We start from the raw sequence: 20,467 nt of genomic DNA, 5'->3' as shown, positions 1-20,467 counted from the left end.
TTAGAATCCATAAGAGTTTTGTAACGTTCCGTTAGAGTCGGATATTGTAGTGGCTCCAATTGGGAATACGTGTCTGTTGATAACCGGAGTGTTCAAACCTGCACTGATGTATGGCAGATTATCTACAACATTGCTACCGGTTTCTTCGTTTTCAGATCCCCAGAAGGTTACACTCTTATAGTCAGTAGTGACCTGTGGTTCTTCGTACCAGCAAATGCTTTCAGGATCAATTTCTCCTGGTTTGTCAGCTTTCATTTTGTAGTACAACTTTTTGGGGGCTACCTTGATTAGTTCCTTATAAGCAGCCTTAGCTTCTTCTATTTTTTGTGAGAGCAATCCCCAACGTATCAAGTCCCATTTACGGATAGCTTCACCTGCAAATTCCCAGGCACGTTCGTCAACGAGTGCATTGAAGAATTCGTCACCGCTACTTAAACTATTGACATAGCTGATTGCTTCAGTTTTGTGTGCGTCGGCAAATGCGCGGCTACGTACTTCTTCAAAAGCTTTTCTTGCGCTTAAACCACATGTCGGCCCGACAGCATCAGCACCTTGAAGTTCATTCAACGCTTCTGCATACAGTAACAATACGTCAGAATATCTCATGATAACATTATTGATACCCGTAGCTACCTTGTCAGCGGATGCTCTTGCTGCATTCAACCATTTGTCTGTCATCTTTCGAGGATCCCATTTTGCCAAGTATATACCAAATGGAGAATTTCCCTGCATTGTCTCAACAGTATTGCCATTATCTCCTTCTCTAATATCGAAGTTGGCAAAAGTTAAGTCACGACGTTGGTCATTCTTATCAAAGCTCCAGAAGAAGGGAGCGATAACCTTTACTTTACCACTTGAGTTACCTTTAGCTCCGTAGTAAGTTGTTTTTCCGTTGATGCGGACACCTATAGTATATCCCATTTCTCCGGAAAAACTTACACCGTGTGCTACTTCATACAAATTCTCTTGATATGTTTGATCTAAAGTTAACTGGTTCAACAGATACCATTCACTTTCATAAGAAGGATTGAGTTTGTGATAACCGCTGGCGATAATGGCATCTAAGTGTTTTACAGCAAGAGTGTAGAGTTCTCTACGCTTTTCTGTACCTGGTCGTTGTGTAGGATAAGTTGCATCACAATTAGGCATGTTTTCATAACCTGATTTAGAACTTTCGCGGATAGAATATCCGGCGTATGTCATGGCGATACGAGCTAATAAACCATGGGCAAATCCTTTAGTCATTTTCTCTGTGGTGTAACCAGAAGTTCCTGCCCAAGGCAAATATCCGATAGCTTCTTCTAAGTCCGTAATCAAGCGATCCATGATAATATCACGGTCTGTTTTGCCCAAATAGATGTTAGAGCCGTCCGTATTGGTTGTTTCAAATTTCATTGGTACATCTCCATAAGTACGGATTAAATCCAGGTAAAGCATGGCGCGCAACGTTAGTGCTTCTCCCTTGAACATCAACATTTTGTTTCTAGCAGCATTGCCTTCGGCAATCAGTGTACTACCTTCAATACCTTCAACTACAATGTTGGCATTTTCAATGGCTTCGTACATACCTTTCCAATTATTATTAAGCTTTGACCAACTCAACTGCGGATTGTAGTTACACGTACCGCGTTCATTGTTAGAATTGGAATTAGTTGCACCTAATCCGTCCACTAATTCGATGTCTGAGTTCATACCGAAATGGATGGGAACTGATTGTACGTAGGTCTCATCCTTGGTGAGCCCCGCATATACCTTATTCAAGGCTTGCTGGGTGTAGGTCGTTGAATTGAATACAGCTTCTCCAGTCATTTCAGAAGGAGAGGTCTGATCCAGAAAGTCGGAACAAGAAGTAAGAACTATTGCACTTATTCCTACTATTGCAAATGATTTTAATATATTTTTCATGATTCTTCTCTGTCTTTAAAATTAGAATGTAACGTTGATGCCTCCTACGAATGAACGACTCTTAGGATATGCAGCATAGTCGATACCCGGAGTCATAGGTGTGCTTGTACAACAATCTACTTCAGGGTCAGTGCCTGAGTATTTGGTAAAGCAATGCAGGTTGTATCCTGTAACATAGATACGGATATTTTGTATATTCAGTTTGTTTACAAGCAATTTTGGTAATGTATAACCGATTGTAATGTTATTGACGCGTAAGAAAGAGCCATCTTCTACAGCCCAGTCAACGAGTGGCATAACTGTAGCAGCAGCAGGATTCCAAATGCTTGAGCCTGCATTTACTTCGTTTAGTCGGTTGACAGTCCATGCTTCACCATTTGCTTTGATAGAGGCACTGCTCAGCAGGTTGGTACCTGTTGAAGGATCAATCCAGGAATAGCGATTGGCTGAAGTAAAATGGTCGTTGATATTCCAGTTCTTAGATGAACCACTATAGAAACTTGATCCTAATTTTGTTGCATTCACAATCTTGTTTCCAAGTGAATAGTTGAAGAAAGCTGTAAAGTCAAAACCTTTCCAACGGGCATTCAGGCCAAAACCTCCGGATACGGTAGGTACGGTATTTCCTAAACGTTCTTTCTTGTATTCGCCATTTTCATCAGCTTTCAGCTTAATGGAACCGGGGTATACTTTACCACCAATAAGGGAGCTACAATCGTTAACTCCTGATTTCAGGGCATAGGTTCCTTTTTCTGTGTCGAAGGTAAAGTCATCAGCAGTATAGAAACCATCTGTTTTGTAACCATACACTTCACCTAAACGTCCGCCTTCTTCAACTAAGAAATCCTCGATACCTGCTGCGGCTGTTCCTGCCCAGCTACTACTTTGCCAGAATGAACTGCCATTTAATTTGTCAATCTTACCGCGATTATATGAAATGTTGAAGTTGAAATTCAGACCGAAATTTTTAGCGTCCACTAATACGGCATCCAACTGGAGCTCTACACCTTTATTAGATGTCTGACCCATGTTTTTGTATTGGTAAGAATAACCGGAACTGGAAGCAATAGTCGTTTTCATCAACAAGTTTTTCGTTGTATTCCAATATACGTCAATAGCACCGGACAGACGATTGTTGAAGAAACCAAAATCAATACCGGCATTACGTGAGATAGTTGTTTCCCATTTTAGTCCGGGATTGGAGAGTACATTGCCATGTTTCAATACGACTGCTGTTGTTTCATCAAAATAGATACCTTTTTCAGAAGTTCCGGCAACGGAGTAAGTGGTGTACATAGAACCACTTGGAATACGATTGTTACCTGCTGTACCATAACTTACGCGAACCTTCAGATTGGATAACCATTCTTTTGTATTATTCATGAAAGCTTCATCGTAGATGCGCCATGCGATAGCTCCCGAGGGGAAATAACCCCATTGACTACCTTTGGCAAACTTACTGGAACCGTCGGCACGCATTGTGAACGTAAACAAGTATTTATCCATCAGCGTGTAATTGGCACGACCAAAGAATGAAAGCAAATTATCTTTGATGCCAATATATGTACTGGTAGGAAGTGCTGTTCCGTTACCGAGTGCAGCAAGAATTTCTTGTGTTGTTGCATCTTTACTGAAGTCCACTGCAGTTACGTATTTCTTTGTATCCTGAGAAGTGGAGACCTCATGACCAATCATAACATTGAGACGGTCGCGTCCATTAAATAACTTCTTATTTTCGTATGTCAATGTATTGGCATTTCTCCAGTTCTTATTGTCAGAGTTTGTCAGATATGCTTGTGGAAGACCACCATGACCAAATTTGGAGTTTGCTGTTGCTTTATATCCCCATACTTGGTCTGTATCATCAAACTTCCAACCATATCCGAATTCACTCCTGAATTTCAGCCCTTTAAGTGGTTCCCAGTTAACGCCTACGTTGTAGTCCTGACGGAATCTTCTTTGTTGTTTATAAGTTGCATCTACGCGTTCCAACGGAGTGTAACGTGCATTGGTGCTGTTTTCATCATCTTCAGAGTCTTCATTTAATGCCTTTATTGGTGCATGAGTGATGGCACGGGCTACTAATGAATATGCTTTACTGCTTTCATTATCAGCACCTCCGCTCAGACCGTCTATCTTCTGTTGTATCAGGCGGGCATTGAAGTCGAGGCTTAACCATTTGTTGATTTCCGTATTGATTTTAGCATTGATGTTGTTTTTAGAGTATCCAGAACCCCTCATGATACTCTTTTCATCATTACGTGCGTAGCTGATGTTGAATTTGGTAGACTTGGTACCACCACTTACGCTGATGTTGTATTGTTGTTGATTACCTGTACGACCAAACAATTGATCTTGCCAGTTTGAACCTTCCAGCGATTTGTAGATTTCCAAATCTTTATATGCACCGTAAGATGTACCAGTCTGATCCAACTCGTATTGATAGAGACTGAATTCATATGGATCCAATACGCCTACTTGCTTGATTACGTTACGGAAACCGTAAGATGCACCAAAGTTTACTTGGGTTTTTCCTTCTGAACCGGATTTAGTGGTTATAATAATTACACCATTGGCACCACGTGCACCGTAGATTGCAGTAGAAGAAGCATCTTTTAATACGTCTACAGACTGGATATCTGTAGGAGCAATATCACTGATGCTGGATACAGGAAAACCGTCTACAATGTAAAGAGGAGAATTGTCTTGTGAGAGAGAGCCGCCACCACGTACGCGAATTTTAACGTCCGCATCTGGTGAACCCTCAGTTGTAGTAATCTGTACACCTGCCATCTTACCTTGCAAAGCTTCTGAGGCACTTGAAACCGGAATCGATTCTAACTGTTTGGCACTAACAGAGGCTACAGAACCTGTCAGATCTTTCTTCTGTACTGTACCATAACCAATAACCACTACTTCATCCAAGGCTTGTGCATCATCTTCCATTACTACATCAATTGTGGTTTTGCCCTTCAATGCTATTTCCTGAGGAGTCATTCCCACATAAGAGAATACCAATGTGGAATTTGCGGGAACACTAAGGGAGAAATTACCATCAATGTCGGTAATAGTACCGTTACCAGTATTCCCTTTCTGTACTACGGAAGCGCCGATAACGGTTTCTCCCGTTTTGTCCGTCACAGTACCTGTTACGGTTACATTTTGCGCTGATACGCTAAGCGATATCACGGCTACTAAAAAGAATAGTAGTGCGGCGCGCATGTTTTTCATCTTGTTAGACATTCTTTGCATGATATTAATTAAATATGATTTTTTTCGTTAGTGTGTTCGGGCACACTGTTAATTCATTGTTGCAAATGTATAGGGATGTGAAAAGATAAATGTGTAATATCTGTTTTTAGGGTGGTATTTTTTGTTATTTACTGTCTATTATGCTTTTGCGGATTGCCTAAATGATGTTATATAACAGAAAAGAGGGGAATTTATTGTTCCCCTCTTGACATTTTAACATATTGGTCATTGATTTCTGTCAGTATCTCTATAGTTTTGATTACTATTTATTCCTATTGATCTTTTGCTGTCAGAATGTATTCATTTCCTGCATTCGTATCAATGTCATACACGTAAGTCTGTGCATATTCTGGCACGCAAACCGGAACGTTGGCTGCAACCAATGGCTTACGGATACTCTGCGATTGCAGAAGCGGGTTATCGGATATCTCCTGTGAGGTCGGGCTCAATTTTTCCCCATTCAAATACAGGGGAGTCAGACTCCGGATGCGGAGTGTACCGCCAATATTAGAAGTGATTATGGCTGTTTGTAATTCGCCATTTGCCCATGTCATTTCTTTAACCGTAAATCCTCCGCGGCAACGGATACCTTTTAGTGTTCCCTGTTTCCATACTTCAGGCAATGCCGGAAGAAGATGGACAGCACCATCGTGACTCTGAATAAGCATCTCGGCAATACCGGCAGCACAACCAAAGTTACCGTCAATCTGAAAAGGCGGGTGGGCATCGAACAGATTCGGATAGGTGCCTCCGTTTTGTCCCTTTTCATCAGTAGTGGGGTGAAGTTGTTCGGTAATCAGTTGATAAGCATGATTGCCGTCCAGCAGGCGTGCCCACAGGCAGACTTTCCAACCCATCGACCAACCGGTGGAGTGGTCACCACGACCGATTAACGACTTCTTGGCGGCTTCAAACAAAATCGGAGAGTTGTATGCACTGATCTGACGTCCGGGATATAAGCCCCAGAGGTGGGAAACGTGGCGATGGCGGTCTTTGGGATTATCCCAGTCGTGCATCCACTCCTGTAATTGTCCCCAACGACCTACTTGCATGGGGGCTAGATGATTAACTACCGTTTGCAGACTATCGGTAAATGTAGTGTTTTCGTTCATTAACTGGGCGGCAGCGATGGTATTGTAGAATAAATCGTATACCATTTGGTTATCCATTGTGGCTCCTGCAACGACTACGAAGTCCCGCTTTCCATTAACAACCGGTCTGTTCTCCGGAGAGTAGGAGGGAGCTACTACCAGCCAGTTATTTTCAGGTTCACGTACCAGAAAATCGAGGTAGAATTCACAGGCACCACGCATCAGAGGATATACTTCGGCAAGATAGTTCTTATCGCCGGAGAAGAGATAGCGGTCCCACAAATGTTGACAGAACCAGGCGTTGCAGGTGGGCCAGATGCCATAACCGGGACCGTCTACAGCACCAGTGCTGCGCCAGATGTCCGTATTATGGTGCAGCGTCCAGCCACGGCAGCCGTACATAGCGGCGCTTTTACGTCCCTGTATAGCTACTTCTTTCACTAATTGCAGGAATGGTTCGTGCATTTCGGGCAGGGAAGTACTTTCGGCAGGCCAGTAGTTCATTTCTACATTGATGTCGGTGGTGTATTTGCCATCCCACGGGGCACGGAGCTGATAGTTCCAGATACCTTGCAGGTTGGCCGCTTGTCCGTCGGGTTGCGAACTGCATATCAGTAGGTAGCGTCCGAACTGGAAGTACAGGGCCGCCATTTGCGGGTCGAAGCTGGAACTGAATTCTTTGACGCGTACGTCAGTCGGTTTATCGGCCTGGGCATTGCGTCCCAAGTCCAGTGATACGCGGTTGAAGAACTTTTGATAGGTGCTGGTATGGGTTGCTTTACTTTTTGTATAGTTCTTGTTTACGTTTGCCAGATACTTTTGTGCTGTAGTCTGGGCATTGCCGGAGACGTCTTTGTAGTTCACAAAGTTGGTGCCTATGGAAACGTATAGAGTGACGCTATTGGCATTTTTCACTTGTAGGGTGCTGTCCGATAATACTTCCAAGTTTCCGCCGCTATTCTCTATACGGGTGAGGGTGGTGAATTCAACTTTGCCTTCGATGCCTTCGTGATCGTTAGCTTTCCCATTGAGTTGCAACTCTTTTCGGGGAGAGATGCAACGCACTATGTTCTCTTTGTAAGGAGTTGTATATTTGGCGGTGAATGAGATGCTCTTCTTTTGTGAGGCTGTCAGACGGATAACGAGTACTTGGTCGGGGAAAGAAGTATAGGCTTCCCGGGTATAAGTCACTCCGTTGGCAGTGAAGCGGGTGGTGCTGATAGCTTTTTCAATATCCAGGTCACGGTAATAATCAGTATAGTTACTGATTCCATCGAAGTCGAGATGCAGCGTTCCTACGGTCTGATAAGGCATTCCGTTGGCCGATTGCGAGCAAATGGCAGGGCCGCAAAGAGCCTGTGCTTCCGCATTCTTACCTTCGAAGATAAGTTGGCGGATGCGTGGCAGAGCCTCTTTGGCTTTAGGATTGGTATTGTTGTGAGGAGAACCGCCCCATACGGTTTCTTCGTTCAACTGGAACTGTTCGTGCACAGGGTCACCGAAAACCATGGCACCAATACGTCCGTTACCTAGTGGCAGAGCTTCCACCCATTGTGTGGCGGGGGTGTCATACCATAATTTAAGTGTTTCATCTGCTTGCTGTGCCTGCACGTTATTTCCTATGCAGGCTACGGCAAAACATACTAATAACCATTTCTTCATCATTGTTTTTCATTTTTTGGTATTTCGATTGTAAGGTTAGGCAGTTTATGGCACTTTCAGGGGGAATATCTGGCTAAAAAGGAGTAAAAATGGAGTTATGTCACATTGCAGTGCATTTTTCTTTTTTACTTGAAAGCTATTGCTGTTATTTCTTCAGCCTTATCCACTATGTAATCCGGATGGAATGTTTCCAATTCCGTGCGTGGACGAAATCCCCAGGTTACACCGCAGGATGTCACTTCGGCATTGTTAGCTGTTTGCATGTCTACGCCGGAGTCTCCCACATAGAGTACATCTTCTTTGGCAGTTTGTGCTATCTTTAGAATATCATGTACAACAGTGGGATCGGGCTTCACATTCACCCCTTCCCGTTGTCCGAAGACGGCCGTGAAGCAGATATTTGGGAAATAGTGGGCTATCAGTTTCTCAGTGGCAGCTTGATATTTATTGGAAGCGACGGCCAGTTGCAGACCTTCGGCCTGTAGTTCGTCCAGAAGTTCTGTAATGCCGGGGTATGGGCTGCTTTTGTCGGCATTATGCTGGTCGTAATAAGGCACGAACTCTTTACGCACGCGCAATACATTTTCTTCCGTTCTGCTTTCTTCGGGCAAAGCACGCTCAAACAGCTTGTTGATGCCGTTGCCAACCATGAAATTATACTCTTTTTCTTCGTGGGTGGGATAACCTAACGCAGATAATGCGTGGTTGGTACTTTGTGCCAGGTCGGCAATAGTGTTCAGTAGGGTTCCGTCTAAATCGAATATAACCAATTTCTTCATACTTCTTTAGGGTTTTTTTATTAGAGAACACAAATATAGCGCATTCCGTTCAAACAATATGTTGATGCAGATCAAAAGAAGACAACTCTGCGGGGAAACTTCCGTTACCTTGCAGCATAACTTCCGTTACTTTATGGGGGAACTCTTTTTATCCCCAATGGTAACTTCATTTACATACCGAGGTAAAGGTCGTTACATGCCGAGGTAAAGAGCGTTACAATAGGAGGTAAAGGTTGTTACATGCGGCGGTAAATGCTTTTACATCCTGCGGTAAATTGTTGGTAAATGCAATGCGTTGATATCTAGATGTATATGCAAATTGAAATTCCTCCTTACTGAGAGCAAAGTCCCAGTAAGGAGGAATGAATGATGATAGCTAAAGCGCTATTTTTATTTCTTGGTGATGCGGAACCAGTCAACATCCGCCCATCCACCGTCATTGGTCGTGATGGCGGGACGTGTGCAGAATGTACCTACCTTTACGCCAATCCATTTGCCTTCTTTGGCTTGGAAAGGCTTGCCAAGCGGCTGATATTTCTTCCCATCAAGGCTGTAACTGAAATTGCACATTACTAATAGGTCATGTCCGCCTTCGCTTTTGGAGATTTTTTTTCCGTCGCTGGCGAACTTTACTTTCAGGTAGATGGTGTTGTCCGTCAGGGCAACCGTACCGTTCACTTCTTCCGAAGTGCCTTTGTCGGCTTTCGGGCAGGATACTTGAGAAAGAACGAGTCCTTTATCCGTATTTTCCAGAATCAGTCCGGCGTAGTCCATACCCATCACTACCAGTCCGGTACGTTCGCCTTTATATTTCTCTGTCGGCTTGAAGGTCAGCTTCATCGTAGCGGTGAAGTTGGGAGCCGGCGCTTTCTGCAACAACAGGTTGGCAACGTCGAAAAGGTTCTTATACTCTTTCACAACCGGATAAGAGTACAGGCGTACAATGCTTTGGTCGCCTGCGTAATAGGCCCATTTCTCGTTGATATTAGCGTGCCATTGCCACTGCGGAGACAGAGTATAGCCGTCGAATTCATCACTTTCCTGCGGAGTGCAGATGGGATAAGTCTTGCCTACGTTCGGTTTCTTGTAAGTCATCACGGGTTCGCCGCAACCGTCACCGTCTTTGTCGATGCCGATAACGGGCCAGTCGTTCACCCATTTCATGGGTTGCAGATGTACCAGGCGACCGTAAGCGCCTACATCCTGGAAGTGGAAGAACCAGTCTTCGCCGGTTGGAGTGTCCACCCATGCACCCTGATGGGGGCCATTCACGGGGCTATCACCTTGTGCAAGCACTGTTTTCCATTCATAGGGGCCGTATACGTTCTTGGAACGGAGCACTACCTGCCAACCCGTGGGAACGCCACCTGCCGGATGGAAGATGTAATAGTAACCGTTGCGTTTGTAGAACTTCGGACCTTCGCAAGTCTGGTGCGCCTCATGACCGTCGAAGATGATGCGTGACGGAGTGATGGCCTTGGTAGCTTCGGCATTCAGTTCGCAGATAGTGATGACGCTTTTCAGTTCGGCGCGGCTGCCTGCATAGGCATGAACCATATACACTTTACCGTCGTCATCCCAAAGCGGGCAGGTATCGATGATGCCTTTGCCCGGTTTCACCAATACGGGTTCGGTCCACGGACCTTTCGGATCTTTGGCTTTCACCATGAAAGCACCCTGGTCGGGGTCTCCCCAGAAGATATAAAACTCACCGTTGTGATGACGGATGGCGGGCGCCCATACACGGTTGCCGTGTTCGGGACGTTCGGGAGTTTCGATGGGGGAGAGTGCGTAAGGTACGGCAGCACCAATGATAGTCCAGTTCACAAGGTCTTTGGAATGGAGTATCTGGAGTCCGGGCAGACAATTGAAACTGGAGGATGTCATGTAGTAGTCGTCTCCTACACGGCAGGCGTCCGGGTCGGAATAATCTGCATAGAGCACCGGATTCTTGTACTTACCGTTTCCTTGGTCGGCTACCCATACCTCGGAAACATAGTTCTTCTGCTGTGCCGCCAGTGGTAGGGCGAGCAACAGACATAGACTCACCAGGGTCTTTCTTGCTTTCATGATACGTTCTTTAGTGATTAGTTATTAATTATTAGTGATTGGTTATTTATTACGAATTAAAACATACACCACTCTATCACTTTATCACTTTCACCATTGCCGGATGTTCCAGCTCCTCCTTCCACTCGCGGATATAGGCAAACCACGCTTCGGGCGTCTTGTATCCGAAAGTTTCTTTCATGGAAGTGAATGTGATATTGTGGGTGAAGTATTTGCTGCCTTTGGCACCAATGGTGTACAGATAGTTGGCTTTGTCCTTCACTTCATCTTTTACATATTTCTGTGGAATGTACGTACCCAGTCCTACGGTTTCTTTGGCGTACTTCACTGTGTCGTTCACTGGCCAATCCGTTCCCCAGCAGCCTATCAGGCCTTTGTGGTCGGAGTAAGAGACGGAACCTTTGATGTCTATGACGCCGGTACAGAAGATTTCATCCTTCAGCGGTTCTGCAAAGAAAGTTTCCACGAGTACGTCGCGGTGTCCGCCGTAGAGGGTGTAACGGTTGGTCATGTTCAGTTCCGATCCCTGATATTGCCAGTCGGCCACTTCTATTTCCGAGATGGTGCGCACCGGGCCGTAGGCAATGATGCGTTCGGTGAGTGTGGCAACGGGAGTGATGTGGGTTGCTTTCTTGCCGTCCCAGCCTTTCAGCGCACCTAGGCCGCAACTGCCGCCTACCAGAAGGACATCATCTCCGAAGCCGCGTGCCAGTTGTTCGTCAGTCGGATAGAATTGTGATTCTTTCACCTCAAAGCCTTTATTGAATTTGCCGTAGATATCAACGGTCTGTTTATGGTCGAAGTACAGACGGTAAGCCACCAACTCGGACTCGAAAGCCGGGCCGTGGTGATGCATCTGGTTGTATATATTGCTGGTGCCCGGAATGGTTACGGACTGCACAGGCACATGCTTACCTCTTTTGTCGCTGACGAGCATTTCCGCATATACGCGGGCGGGATACGTTTTGTCACTTTTGGCGGAAGACAGGGTGACGGTCAGCGTCTTTTTGCTTTTGGCGGGCAGGTCGATGACAAATGCCAGTTCGTCGGGGCGGCGGTCACCGTCCAGGTCGTCCAGTTGCGAGGGGATTTCCTCGTTGCCATTCATGACAACTGCCGAGCGTACGCGGAATTGGGGATTGATTTCGCTGAGTTTGATTACTACCGGTTCGTCAGCTTTCGCCTTGTTCCAGGCGTTGCTTACTTCCACTGTAAAACTCTTTTCTGCATCTTGTGCCTCTGCCACAGCAGAAAGACCGCACAATAACAGTAATACTGTAAAGATTCTCTTTCTCATGGTTATTAAATATCTAATTAATTTGCCACAAAAGTAGTGCAAACCTCGCGTAATTCCTTTTCTATTTTGATATAAATACTGTCGTCTTTGTGGGTAAGGTCAATAAAATAGTTTGCCGATTTTTTTATTTAGTTCATGTTTGTGCAGAAAGGAACAAAAGTGATTAGTGATTAGCGTTTAGTGATTAGTGATTAGTGATTAGTAATGAGGCAAATGATAAACAGCACTATCTCAATTCTCCTCCTCCAACTGGAGGAGGGGAGTTAAGATAGTCCGCCTAATTAATTGAGATACTCAGTAAATCATCATTTCATTCAAAACCGCTACAGAAACGAATAAAGAAAAACTATATATATCATTCACTAACAGACTTTATAAATCGATGTTCAAAGATTTAGCTGCTGAGTTGTTATATGTCTTTCCGTTTACTTTCAGATCTTTAGCCTGTTTCACCTGTAATGCCTTGCCTTTTGTCTCTATCTTTACATTTTCGATAGATACGTTTTCGGCTTGGCTGATAACGATACCTTCTTTGGCATCCGTAACCACAACATCTTTTACATGTACGTTGCGGATAGGCATTTCCGGCAGACCGTTGAAGAACATGGCACGTCCGGCACCTTTGCAAGTTATATTCGTGATATGGATATCGCGGAAAGCGGGAGTTTCTTCCGTTACGGGGGGCACGGTTGCCTTCATTCTGCCTGCCAGATCGTCTTCAGTTTCTTCACCGGCACCTTTACCGCCATAGAAGAGGTCGAACAGTAATGCTTCGTGCGGGATGTCAATCATGTTGATGTTGTGGATATAAATACCTTCAACCACACCACCGCGTCCGCGGGTGCTCTTGAATCGCAGACCTACATCTGTGCCGAGGAATGTACAATCCGTTACATATACATTCTTTACACCGCCTGACATTTCGCTACCTACTACGAAGCCACCATGACCGTGCAATACAGTGTTGTTCTTTACAATCACGTTCTGGCAAGGCTCGCCGCGCCTGCGGCCGTCTTCGTCTTTACCTGACTTGATACAGATTGCATCATCGCCCGCATCAAAGATGTTGTTGATAATCAGTGCATTTTTGCAAGATTCCAGGTCAAGTGCATCCCCATTCTGTGAATACCAGGGATTGAATACTTTTACATTATGAATGGTGATATGTTCGCATGACAGCGGGTGCAGACACCAACTGGGGGAGTTCTTAAAGGTAACGCCTTCCAATAGTACTTTTTTACTCTTCACGATATTCAGCAATACCGGACGCAACCACGGACGGATTTCATTCCATTCTTCATCTGTTTCAATACCTTCCGGATTATTGAAATCCTTGGTAGCCATAGCTCCTTTCAAAGCTCCGGCAGTGGGATACCAAATGCTGCCGGATTCATCGACAACACCACCCGATTTTACCAGGCTACTCCATTGACCTGAAGTCAGTTTGCCTTTCTTTACCGGACGCCAGCTATCACCCGAACCATCGAATACACCATGTCCTGTAATTGCAATATTCTCGGCATTCCATGCAGAAATCGGAGATTGGCAACGACGGGTATCCAGTCCTTCAAAAGATGTCTTTATAATAGGATAAGCCTCAAAATCATCAGTGAACAGAATCAACGCGTTCATTTCCGTGTATAGATTAACGTTGCTCAGTAATTCAATTGGACCGGTCAGCCACAAGCCTTCGGGGATAACTACTTTACCGCCGCCTTTGGCATTAACTGCTTTGATTGCGTCGTTGATAGCCTTGGTATTCAGCATAATGCCGTCTCCTTTGGCTCCAAATTCTACAATACTGACTGTATAGTTCGGAAATGTGGGTTGTTCTACTTTCGGCATATCGAAGGGTAAATTCTCATAGATACTATCATCTATATAATCTCCATTTTGGGCTTTCACCGTGTTCTGAACGGGGAGCAACGGGAGGGTTAGTGCAGTAAGCACCAATAGTTTTTTGATAAATGTGTTCATCCGTGATACTATATTTTAGTTATAAGTTATTAGTTATAAGTTTGTGGATTAATAGGTTTTCTCCAAGGTTCAATTTCTCTGCTTTTTTATTACCCTCCCGCAAGCGGCTCTCCCGAGTGGCTTGCGAAAGAAATAATAAATGATTCATGTTAACCTAATTCTAACCTTAAATAAATATTATGAAAAAACCTCTTAATTACCGTTTGCAAAAGTATCGGGCTTTAGTCGAAACCATGTGCACAATTTGTTGGTTTAGGTGGATTTTTTGTGGTTTTGTCCTTTTCTTTGCACACTTTCGGGGATTTTATGTAGAAAGTTCATATCTTAAATTAAGATAGGCGGCATTTCGGCAAAGCAAAAATAAGCGAGCTTATTTTGCTATGCGTTCAATTTGCACTATCTTTGCGGCCTCAAAATCAGTGAACAAGGTGGAAAGATACAAGATAACAAGGCGATGCCTTGCTTACTTGTTCCCTGAAAACCTTGTCAACTTTTAATTAATATAGGTATGAGTTACAATTTGTTGAAAGGAAAAAGAGGCATTATTTTCGGTGCTCTGAATGAGCAGTCCATTGCCTGGAAAGTAGCAGAAAAAGCTGTAGAAGAAGGTGCAACGATCACCTTGTCAAACACTCCGGTAGCAGTTCGCATGGGCGAGGTATCTGCACTGGCAGATAAATTGCAATGCGAAGTTATCCCCGCAGATGCTACAAGCGTAGAAGATTTGGAAAATGTATTCAAGCGTTCCGTAGAAGTGCTGGGCGGTCAGATTGACTTTGTGCTCCACTCCATCGGCATGTCTCCCAATGTTCGCAAGAAACGCACGTATGATGATTTGGATTATGATATGCTGGACAAAACCCTTGATATTTCCGCTGTGTCTTTCCATAAGATGATACAGGCTGCCAAGAAGTTGAATGCAATTGCTGATTACGGTTCAATCCTTGCATTGAGCTATGTGGCTGCACAACGCACGTTCTACGGTTACAACGATATGGCAGATGCTAAGGCATTGTTGGAGTCCATCGCACGTAGCTTCGGCTATATCTATGGTCGCGAACATAATGTACGCGTCAATACCATCTCTCAGTCACCGACTATGACGACTGCCGGTTCGGGTGTGAAGGGCATGGATAAATTGTTCGATTTCTCCAACCGCATGTCTCCGTTGGGCAATGCATCAGCCGATGAATGTGCTGACTATTGTATCGTGATGTTCTCCGATCTGACTCGTAAAGTGACTATGCAGAACTTATTCCACGACGGTGGTTTCTCCAGCGTAGGTATGAGTCTTCGTGCTATGGCCACTTATGAAAAGGGACTGGATGAATATATGGACGAAAATGGAAACATTATTTACGGATGATAATTAGTGATTAACGGTAAGTGATGAGTGATTAACAACTATGCAGTGTAACAGCGCAGCTAATAATCACTCATCACTTACCGTTAACCGTTAATCACTCATCACTAATCACTTATCAACGTGGAAACAGCTCTTTATCTTTTGCCTGTCACATTGGGGGATACTCCTATTGAAACTGTGTTGCCTTCCTATAATAAGGAGATCATACTTGGTATTCGTCATTTCATTGTAGAAGATGTGCGTTCGGCGCGCCGCTTCCTGAAAAAGGTGGATCGGGAGATAGATATTGATGCGTTGACTTTTTATCCGTTGAATAAGCATACATCACCCGAGGATATTTCCGGTTATCTGAAACCATTGATAGCAGGGCAATCTATGGGAGTGATTTCCGAAGCCGGTTGTCCGGCAGTGGCCGACCCGGGAGCAGATGTAGTAGCAATTGCCCAGCGGAAGAACCTGAAAGTGGTTCCGTTGGTGGGACCGTCTTCTATTATTCTGTCTGTCATGGGGTCCGGATTCAACGGGCAAAGTTTTGCTTTTCATGGTTATCTTCCCATTGAGCCGGATGAGCGTGCCAAGAAACTGAAAACCTTGGAACAGCGAGTTTATTCCGAACAACAGACACAGCTTTTTATTGAAACGCCTTACCGCAATAATAAAATGGTGGATGATATTTTGCGTAACTGCCGCCCGCAAACCAAACTTTGTATTGCTGCGAACATTACGTGCGAAGGAGAGTATATCAGAACCAAAACAGTGAAAGAGTGGCAGGGAAAAGTCCCCGATCTTTCTAAAATTCCTTGTATTTTTCTCTTGTACAAATAACTTCTTTTAGATGCTCGTATTCATTCTCAAAGCAGCAACTAAAGAAGTTCTTACCTAAATTATGCTCTATCTGTTGGAAAGTCCAGAGCTTTCCATCTTTTATCTGTTTATCCCGTAAAAGATTGTCGTCTTCTATATCAATAAGAAAAAGATAGATGAGGCGGTTGGTCACTTTGTTTTCAAAGTGATACATAATGTTGAACTGCAAATCCTGTATCGGAGCTTGTGGAAATGCCTGTTTCATGAGGCGGACGATGCTTTGTTCCAGAGTTTCTCCATATAAGAGATAGCACTCCATCGGTACATCGGTTTTTCCCCGTTCGAGAATGCAACGTTGCGGACGCGGGCGTAGATACAGCATTCCGTTGTGAGATACAGCGATGCGGATCACTGGGTTGATATATTCGTTCTTCCGGTTGATGGCATCTACTGCAAGGCTTCTTCCGATAACATCTCCTTTCGTATTGACAATGGGGACAAAAGCAGTATGCTCCATTATTACGTTGAAGTAGAGAATGCCAAACTGATTGAACAGTATACTCAATATAAATACGGCGGGCGGACAAAACCGGAATAGTATATTCCGGGCAGTATCACTTAAAGGGCCGGGAATCAGTATAGCTATGAAGATTGCCAGCAGATGGATAAAGGCGATAATAATAACCACTCGTGTAGATACAATGGCAGACTCCGCCCCTTGTGCGAAAAGCTGTTTGCAACATTTCTTTGATTGGGAAATCTGGTGGGCAAGAAATCTTCTTCTGTTCAGGAAGATGACAACAATCGGTATAAGGGTGCTTATTTCCAACGTCAACGGAAACATGCCGCGAGTGGAGCAATCACCGAAGAAAAAGGTGGTAAGAGTTAATAACAGGAGCATTGCCGTGGTACAGTAAAGTAGAAAATTAGGAACTCTGGCTCCTTTATTCCATAGCGTAAATAAACTATAAAGGATCCCTACACCTGCACCAATGTAGATGGAAATGTCTTGGGTTATGAATTCGCATAATACAATCGATACGATAGCAGGGATAAATCCCAAAGACATATTAAACTTAGATGATAGAACTCCTTTTTTAGGCATTGCTAACTTTATTTTGTCGTTATCTCATAGATAACAAATAAGTAGAGCAATTAGTTTTTATTTCGTTTCTTTTTTATAAAATCTGATTTGTTTCTCGGCATGATAAGAGGAGCGTACCAAAGGAGCACTCTCAACCTGATCGAATCCTTTGGCTAAACCTATTTCCTTGTAAAAAGCGAATTGTGCAGGAGTAACATACTCTGCCACAGGGTAATGCTTGTGCGAAGGTTGCAAGTACTGACCGATTGTCAATATCCGGCAGCCCACCCGGTGCAGGTCGTCCATCAGTTCTTCTACTTCTTCCGGAGTTTCTCCCAATCCCACCATGATGCCCGATTTGGCAGTTGTTCCACTATCGGCTATCTGGCGTATCACTTCCAGACTCGTATCATAACGGGCTGCACTGCGCACCAGCGGAGTGATACGTTTCACTGTTTCCATATTATGGGAAATGATTTCCGGACAAGCTTCGATTACCTGCGCAATCAAATCTTTCTTTCCCTGGAAATCCGGGATAAGCACTTCAACCGTAGTTTCGGGGTTCAGTCGTTTGATTTCCCGGATAGTACGTGCCCAGTGTGCGGCTCCGAGGTCGGGCAAGTCGTCCCGGTCTACGGAGGTGATTACTGCATGAGATAGCTTCATCAAAGCTATGGACTCTGCCACATGGGTAGGTTCGTCCGCGTCCAGCGGAAGCGGCTTGCCTGTCTGAGTATTGCAGAATTTGCAGCAACGGGTGCAGATGTCGCCGCCTATCATAAAGGTGGCGGTTCCTTTTCCCCAGCATTCTCCCATGTTGGGGCAACGTCCGCTGCTGCAAATGGTGTGCAGGCAATGAGAGTCAACGATACGTTTGGTTTCAGTGTACCGTTCATTGGCTCCTATACTGATTTTAAGCCATTCAGGCTTGCGTACTCTATCTGTCATTTCAACTCTTTCTCAAAGAAGTTCGTCAGTTTTGTATACAGGTGATAACGGGTATTGCCACCATAGATACCGTGGTTGCGGTTCGTATAAACTTGCATATCGAATTGCTTGTTCAGTTGCACCAGATGTTCTGCATATTCAGCGCAATTCTGGAAGTGGACATTGTCGTCTGCCATGCCGTGAACTAACAATAAATTTCCATTCAGATTGTTGGCACGTGTGAAGGCGGAAGAACTTTTGTATCCTTCGGCATTCTCCTGCGGGGTACGCATGAAGCGTTCGCCGTAGATGGTATCGTAATAATTCCAGTCGGTCACGGCAGCTACAGCAACTCCGGCCTTGAAGACGGGAGTACCTTCACTCATACTCATGATGGTCATGTATCCGCCGTAGCTCCATCCCCAGATGCCGATACGGTTTTTATCTACATAAGGCAGACTACCCATGTATTGAGCAGTTGCCACTTGGTCTTTTGCTTCTTTCACACCCAGGTTGAGGTAGGTGCACTTCTCGAATTCGGCACCACGTCCGCCCGTTCCGCGTCCATCTACACAAACAACGATGAAGTCGCGGCTTGCCATGTAAGTTTCCCAACTGATGCCCCATGTATCGAGTACCTGTTGAGAACCGGGACCACTGTATTGAAATAAGAGTACAGGATATTTCTTAGATGCGGAGAAATTTGTCGGTTTCATCATCCAGCCATTCAACGTTACTCCATCCTGTGTCTGGAAAGTGAAGAATTCCTTCTGGGGTATATTGTATTTCGCCAGGGTTTGTTTCAATGAGGCGTTGGTAACCAACGTACTCAATACTTTACCTGTATTGTCATTCAGGGTGATAACAGTAGGAGTGCTCAGATTTGAATAGCGGTTCATGTAGTATTTCATGTCCGTGCTGAACTGGGCGCTATTGATACCGGGCTGAGCGGAAAGCTTGGTTTTCTTTCCCTTGCGGTCTATCTTGTACACAGCTTGACGGAGCGGGCTTTCTTCATTGCTGATATAATAGAAACTATCGTCAGCAGCATCCCAGCCTAAGAAGTTCTTTACTTCATAGTTTCCGGCAGTGACTTGCTTAATCAGGTTTCCGCCCATGCTGTACCAGTACAGATGATTATAACCGCTCTTTTCGCTCAAATAACTAAAGTTATCAGGATAGAAAATGATATTATCAAATACATTCTCTTTAATATATGCATCGCTTTCGTCACGCAATACCTGTTTGCAAACTGTGGAACGAGGGTCGCCGAAATACATATCCAAACGGTTCTGATGACGGTTTAATGTTACGATAGCCAGTTTGTTAGGGTCTTGTGTGAAACGGATGCGCGGAATGTATCCATCAGCATCCATCGGCACTTGCATCTTACGTGTCACTTTCGACTTGATGTCAAAAGTGTGTACGGATACCTTTGAATTCGTTTCTCCGGTTTTGGGATATTTATAAGTATAATCGCCCGGATACTTCTCAAAAGCAGAGATATGGGGATTGCTTCCGGCAAAGATCGGGAAACTGTAAGAAGGTACATCTGTTTCATCAAAACGGGTATAGGCCAACATTTTGCTGTCGGCACTGAATTCCAGAGCACGATTGAAGGAAAATTCTTCCTCATACACCCAGTCGGGAATGCCATTCAGCACAGCATTGCGTTTGCCGTCTTCCGTAATCTGGCTTTCGCTGTTACCGTACAGGAACTTTACGAGATAGATATTATTATCCCGCACGAAAGCAACCATTGTTCCGTCCGGTGAGAATACCGGTACCTGCTGCGGACCGCCATCGGACAGTTTCTCTACTATATTGTTGATTTCTCCGTTGATGTTCCGTTTCAGACTATATATATAATGTATAGCGGTATAAGAATGGCGATAAATCGGAGTTTTTTCCGTAGCGATGAGTAGTTTGCTACCATCCGGAGAGAAACTGTAGCTGTCGAACCTCTTGAACGGACATTCGCGTGCGGTAGCAGCATCGAATAATACCTCTACCTGTTTGCCCGTCTTGAAGGAATATTTGATAATCTGCGTTCCTTCCGCATTCATTTGTGAATAGTGTTCTCCGTCTCCGGGAATGGGAATCACCCCGTAAATGTTTTCAGCACGGAACTTACCCGATACAATATCTTTTAAATCAAGTGCCTGACCGCCTTGCGCGAAGCCTGCCAATGTGCAGAGGCAAAGAAGAATTGCAATACTTATCTGTTTCATAATTCTGATTGATTTCTTTAGT

The 20,467-nt window shown here is 44.5% G+C and carries 12 protein-coding genes; 2 read left to right on the top strand and 10 right to left on the bottom strand.

Annotated elements, in window-relative coordinates; translation table 11 throughout:
- The 7 genes from HMPREF9447_RS20495 to HMPREF9447_RS20465 all read right to left on the bottom strand — a co-directional run bounded on the left by HMPREF9447_RS20495 (position 1) and on the right by HMPREF9447_RS20465 (position 14,033).
- Positions 1–1,905 carry a RagB/SusD family nutrient uptake outer membrane protein gene (locus HMPREF9447_RS20495; protein WP_009131700.1) on the bottom strand — a complete coding sequence of 635 codons (1,905 nt, stop codon included), beginning with the start codon at positions 1,903–1,905 and terminating at the stop codon, positions 1–3.
- A 21-nt stretch (positions 1,906–1,926) separates the two neighbouring features.
- The gene (locus HMPREF9447_RS20490; protein WP_009131699.1) at positions 1,927–5,148 is read right to left on the bottom strand and encodes a SusC/RagA family TonB-linked outer membrane protein; all 3,222 of its coding nucleotides are present in this window, start codon (positions 5,146–5,148) and stop codon (positions 1,927–1,929) included.
- A gap of 281 nt (positions 5,149–5,429) precedes the next feature.
- On the bottom strand, positions 5,430–7,910 hold the full coding sequence (locus tag HMPREF9447_RS20485; protein WP_009131698.1) for a glycoside hydrolase family 95 protein: 2,481 nt from the start codon (positions 7,908–7,910) through the stop codon (positions 5,430–5,432).
- 125 nt (positions 7,911–8,035) lie between these two features.
- The gene (locus HMPREF9447_RS20480; RefSeq protein WP_009131697.1) at positions 8,036–8,689 is read right to left on the bottom strand and encodes an HAD family hydrolase; all 654 of its coding nucleotides are present in this window, start codon (positions 8,687–8,689) and stop codon (positions 8,036–8,038) included.
- A 390-nt stretch (positions 8,690–9,079) separates the two neighbouring features.
- On the bottom strand, positions 9,080–10,759 hold the full coding sequence (locus HMPREF9447_RS20475; RefSeq protein WP_009131696.1) for a glycoside hydrolase family 43 protein: 1,680 nt from the start codon (positions 10,757–10,759) through the stop codon (positions 9,080–9,082).
- A 76-nt stretch (positions 10,760–10,835) separates the two neighbouring features.
- On the bottom strand, positions 10,836–12,056 hold the full coding sequence (locus HMPREF9447_RS20470; protein WP_009131695.1) for a DUF4861 domain-containing protein: 1,221 nt from the start codon (positions 12,054–12,056) through the stop codon (positions 10,836–10,838).
- Between the two features lie 372 nt (positions 12,057–12,428).
- On the bottom strand, positions 12,429–14,033 hold the full coding sequence (locus HMPREF9447_RS20465) for a glycoside hydrolase family 28 protein (RefSeq protein WP_009131694.1): 1,605 nt from the start codon (positions 14,031–14,033) through the stop codon (positions 12,429–12,431).
- A gap of 508 nt (positions 14,034–14,541) precedes the next feature.
- On the opposite strand from HMPREF9447_RS20465, the gene HMPREF9447_RS20460 reads away from it, so the two are divergent.
- Positions 14,542–15,399: an enoyl-ACP reductase FabI gene (locus tag HMPREF9447_RS20460; RefSeq protein ID WP_009131692.1), complete on the top strand. Its 858-nt coding sequence runs from the start codon at positions 14,542–14,544 to the stop codon at positions 15,397–15,399.
- Positions 15,400–15,519: 120 nt separating this feature from the next.
- Complete coding sequence (locus HMPREF9447_RS20455) at positions 15,520–16,224, top strand: SAM-dependent methyltransferase (RefSeq protein ID WP_009131691.1); 705 nt, start codon at positions 15,520–15,522, stop codon at positions 16,222–16,224.
- Here the strand turns inward: HMPREF9447_RS20455 and HMPREF9447_RS20450 are convergent.
- From HMPREF9447_RS20450 to HMPREF9447_RS20440, 3 genes are read right to left on the bottom strand one after another with little or no spacing between them, the layout of a single operon-like run.
- Positions 16,190–17,308, bottom strand: coding sequence for a hypothetical protein (locus tag HMPREF9447_RS20450; RefSeq protein ID WP_009131690.1), 1,119 nt, complete (start codon positions 17,306–17,308; stop codon positions 16,190–16,192). The genes HMPREF9447_RS20455 and HMPREF9447_RS20450 overlap by 35 nt on opposite strands.
- Before the next feature lie 57 nt (positions 17,309–17,365).
- The gene (gene lipA, locus HMPREF9447_RS20445; protein WP_009131689.1) at positions 17,366–18,235 is read right to left on the bottom strand and encodes a lipoyl synthase; all 870 of its coding nucleotides are present in this window, start codon (positions 18,233–18,235) and stop codon (positions 17,366–17,368) included.
- Entirely contained in the window at positions 18,232–20,445 is a 2,214-nt protein-coding gene (locus HMPREF9447_RS20440) for a S9 family peptidase (protein WP_009131688.1), read from the bottom strand. Before HMPREF9447_RS20440 ends, lipA begins: the two co-directional genes overlap by 4 nt.
- Positions 20,446–20,467: the final 22 nt, after the last annotated feature.

Origin of the sequence: Bacteroides oleiciplenus YIT 12058, from assembly GCF_000315485.1 — a bacterium.
Classification (GTDB): Bacteria; Bacteroidota; Bacteroidia; order Bacteroidales; family Bacteroidaceae; genus Bacteroides; species Bacteroides oleiciplenus.
This window is presented reverse-complemented; position numbering and strand designations above follow the sequence as displayed.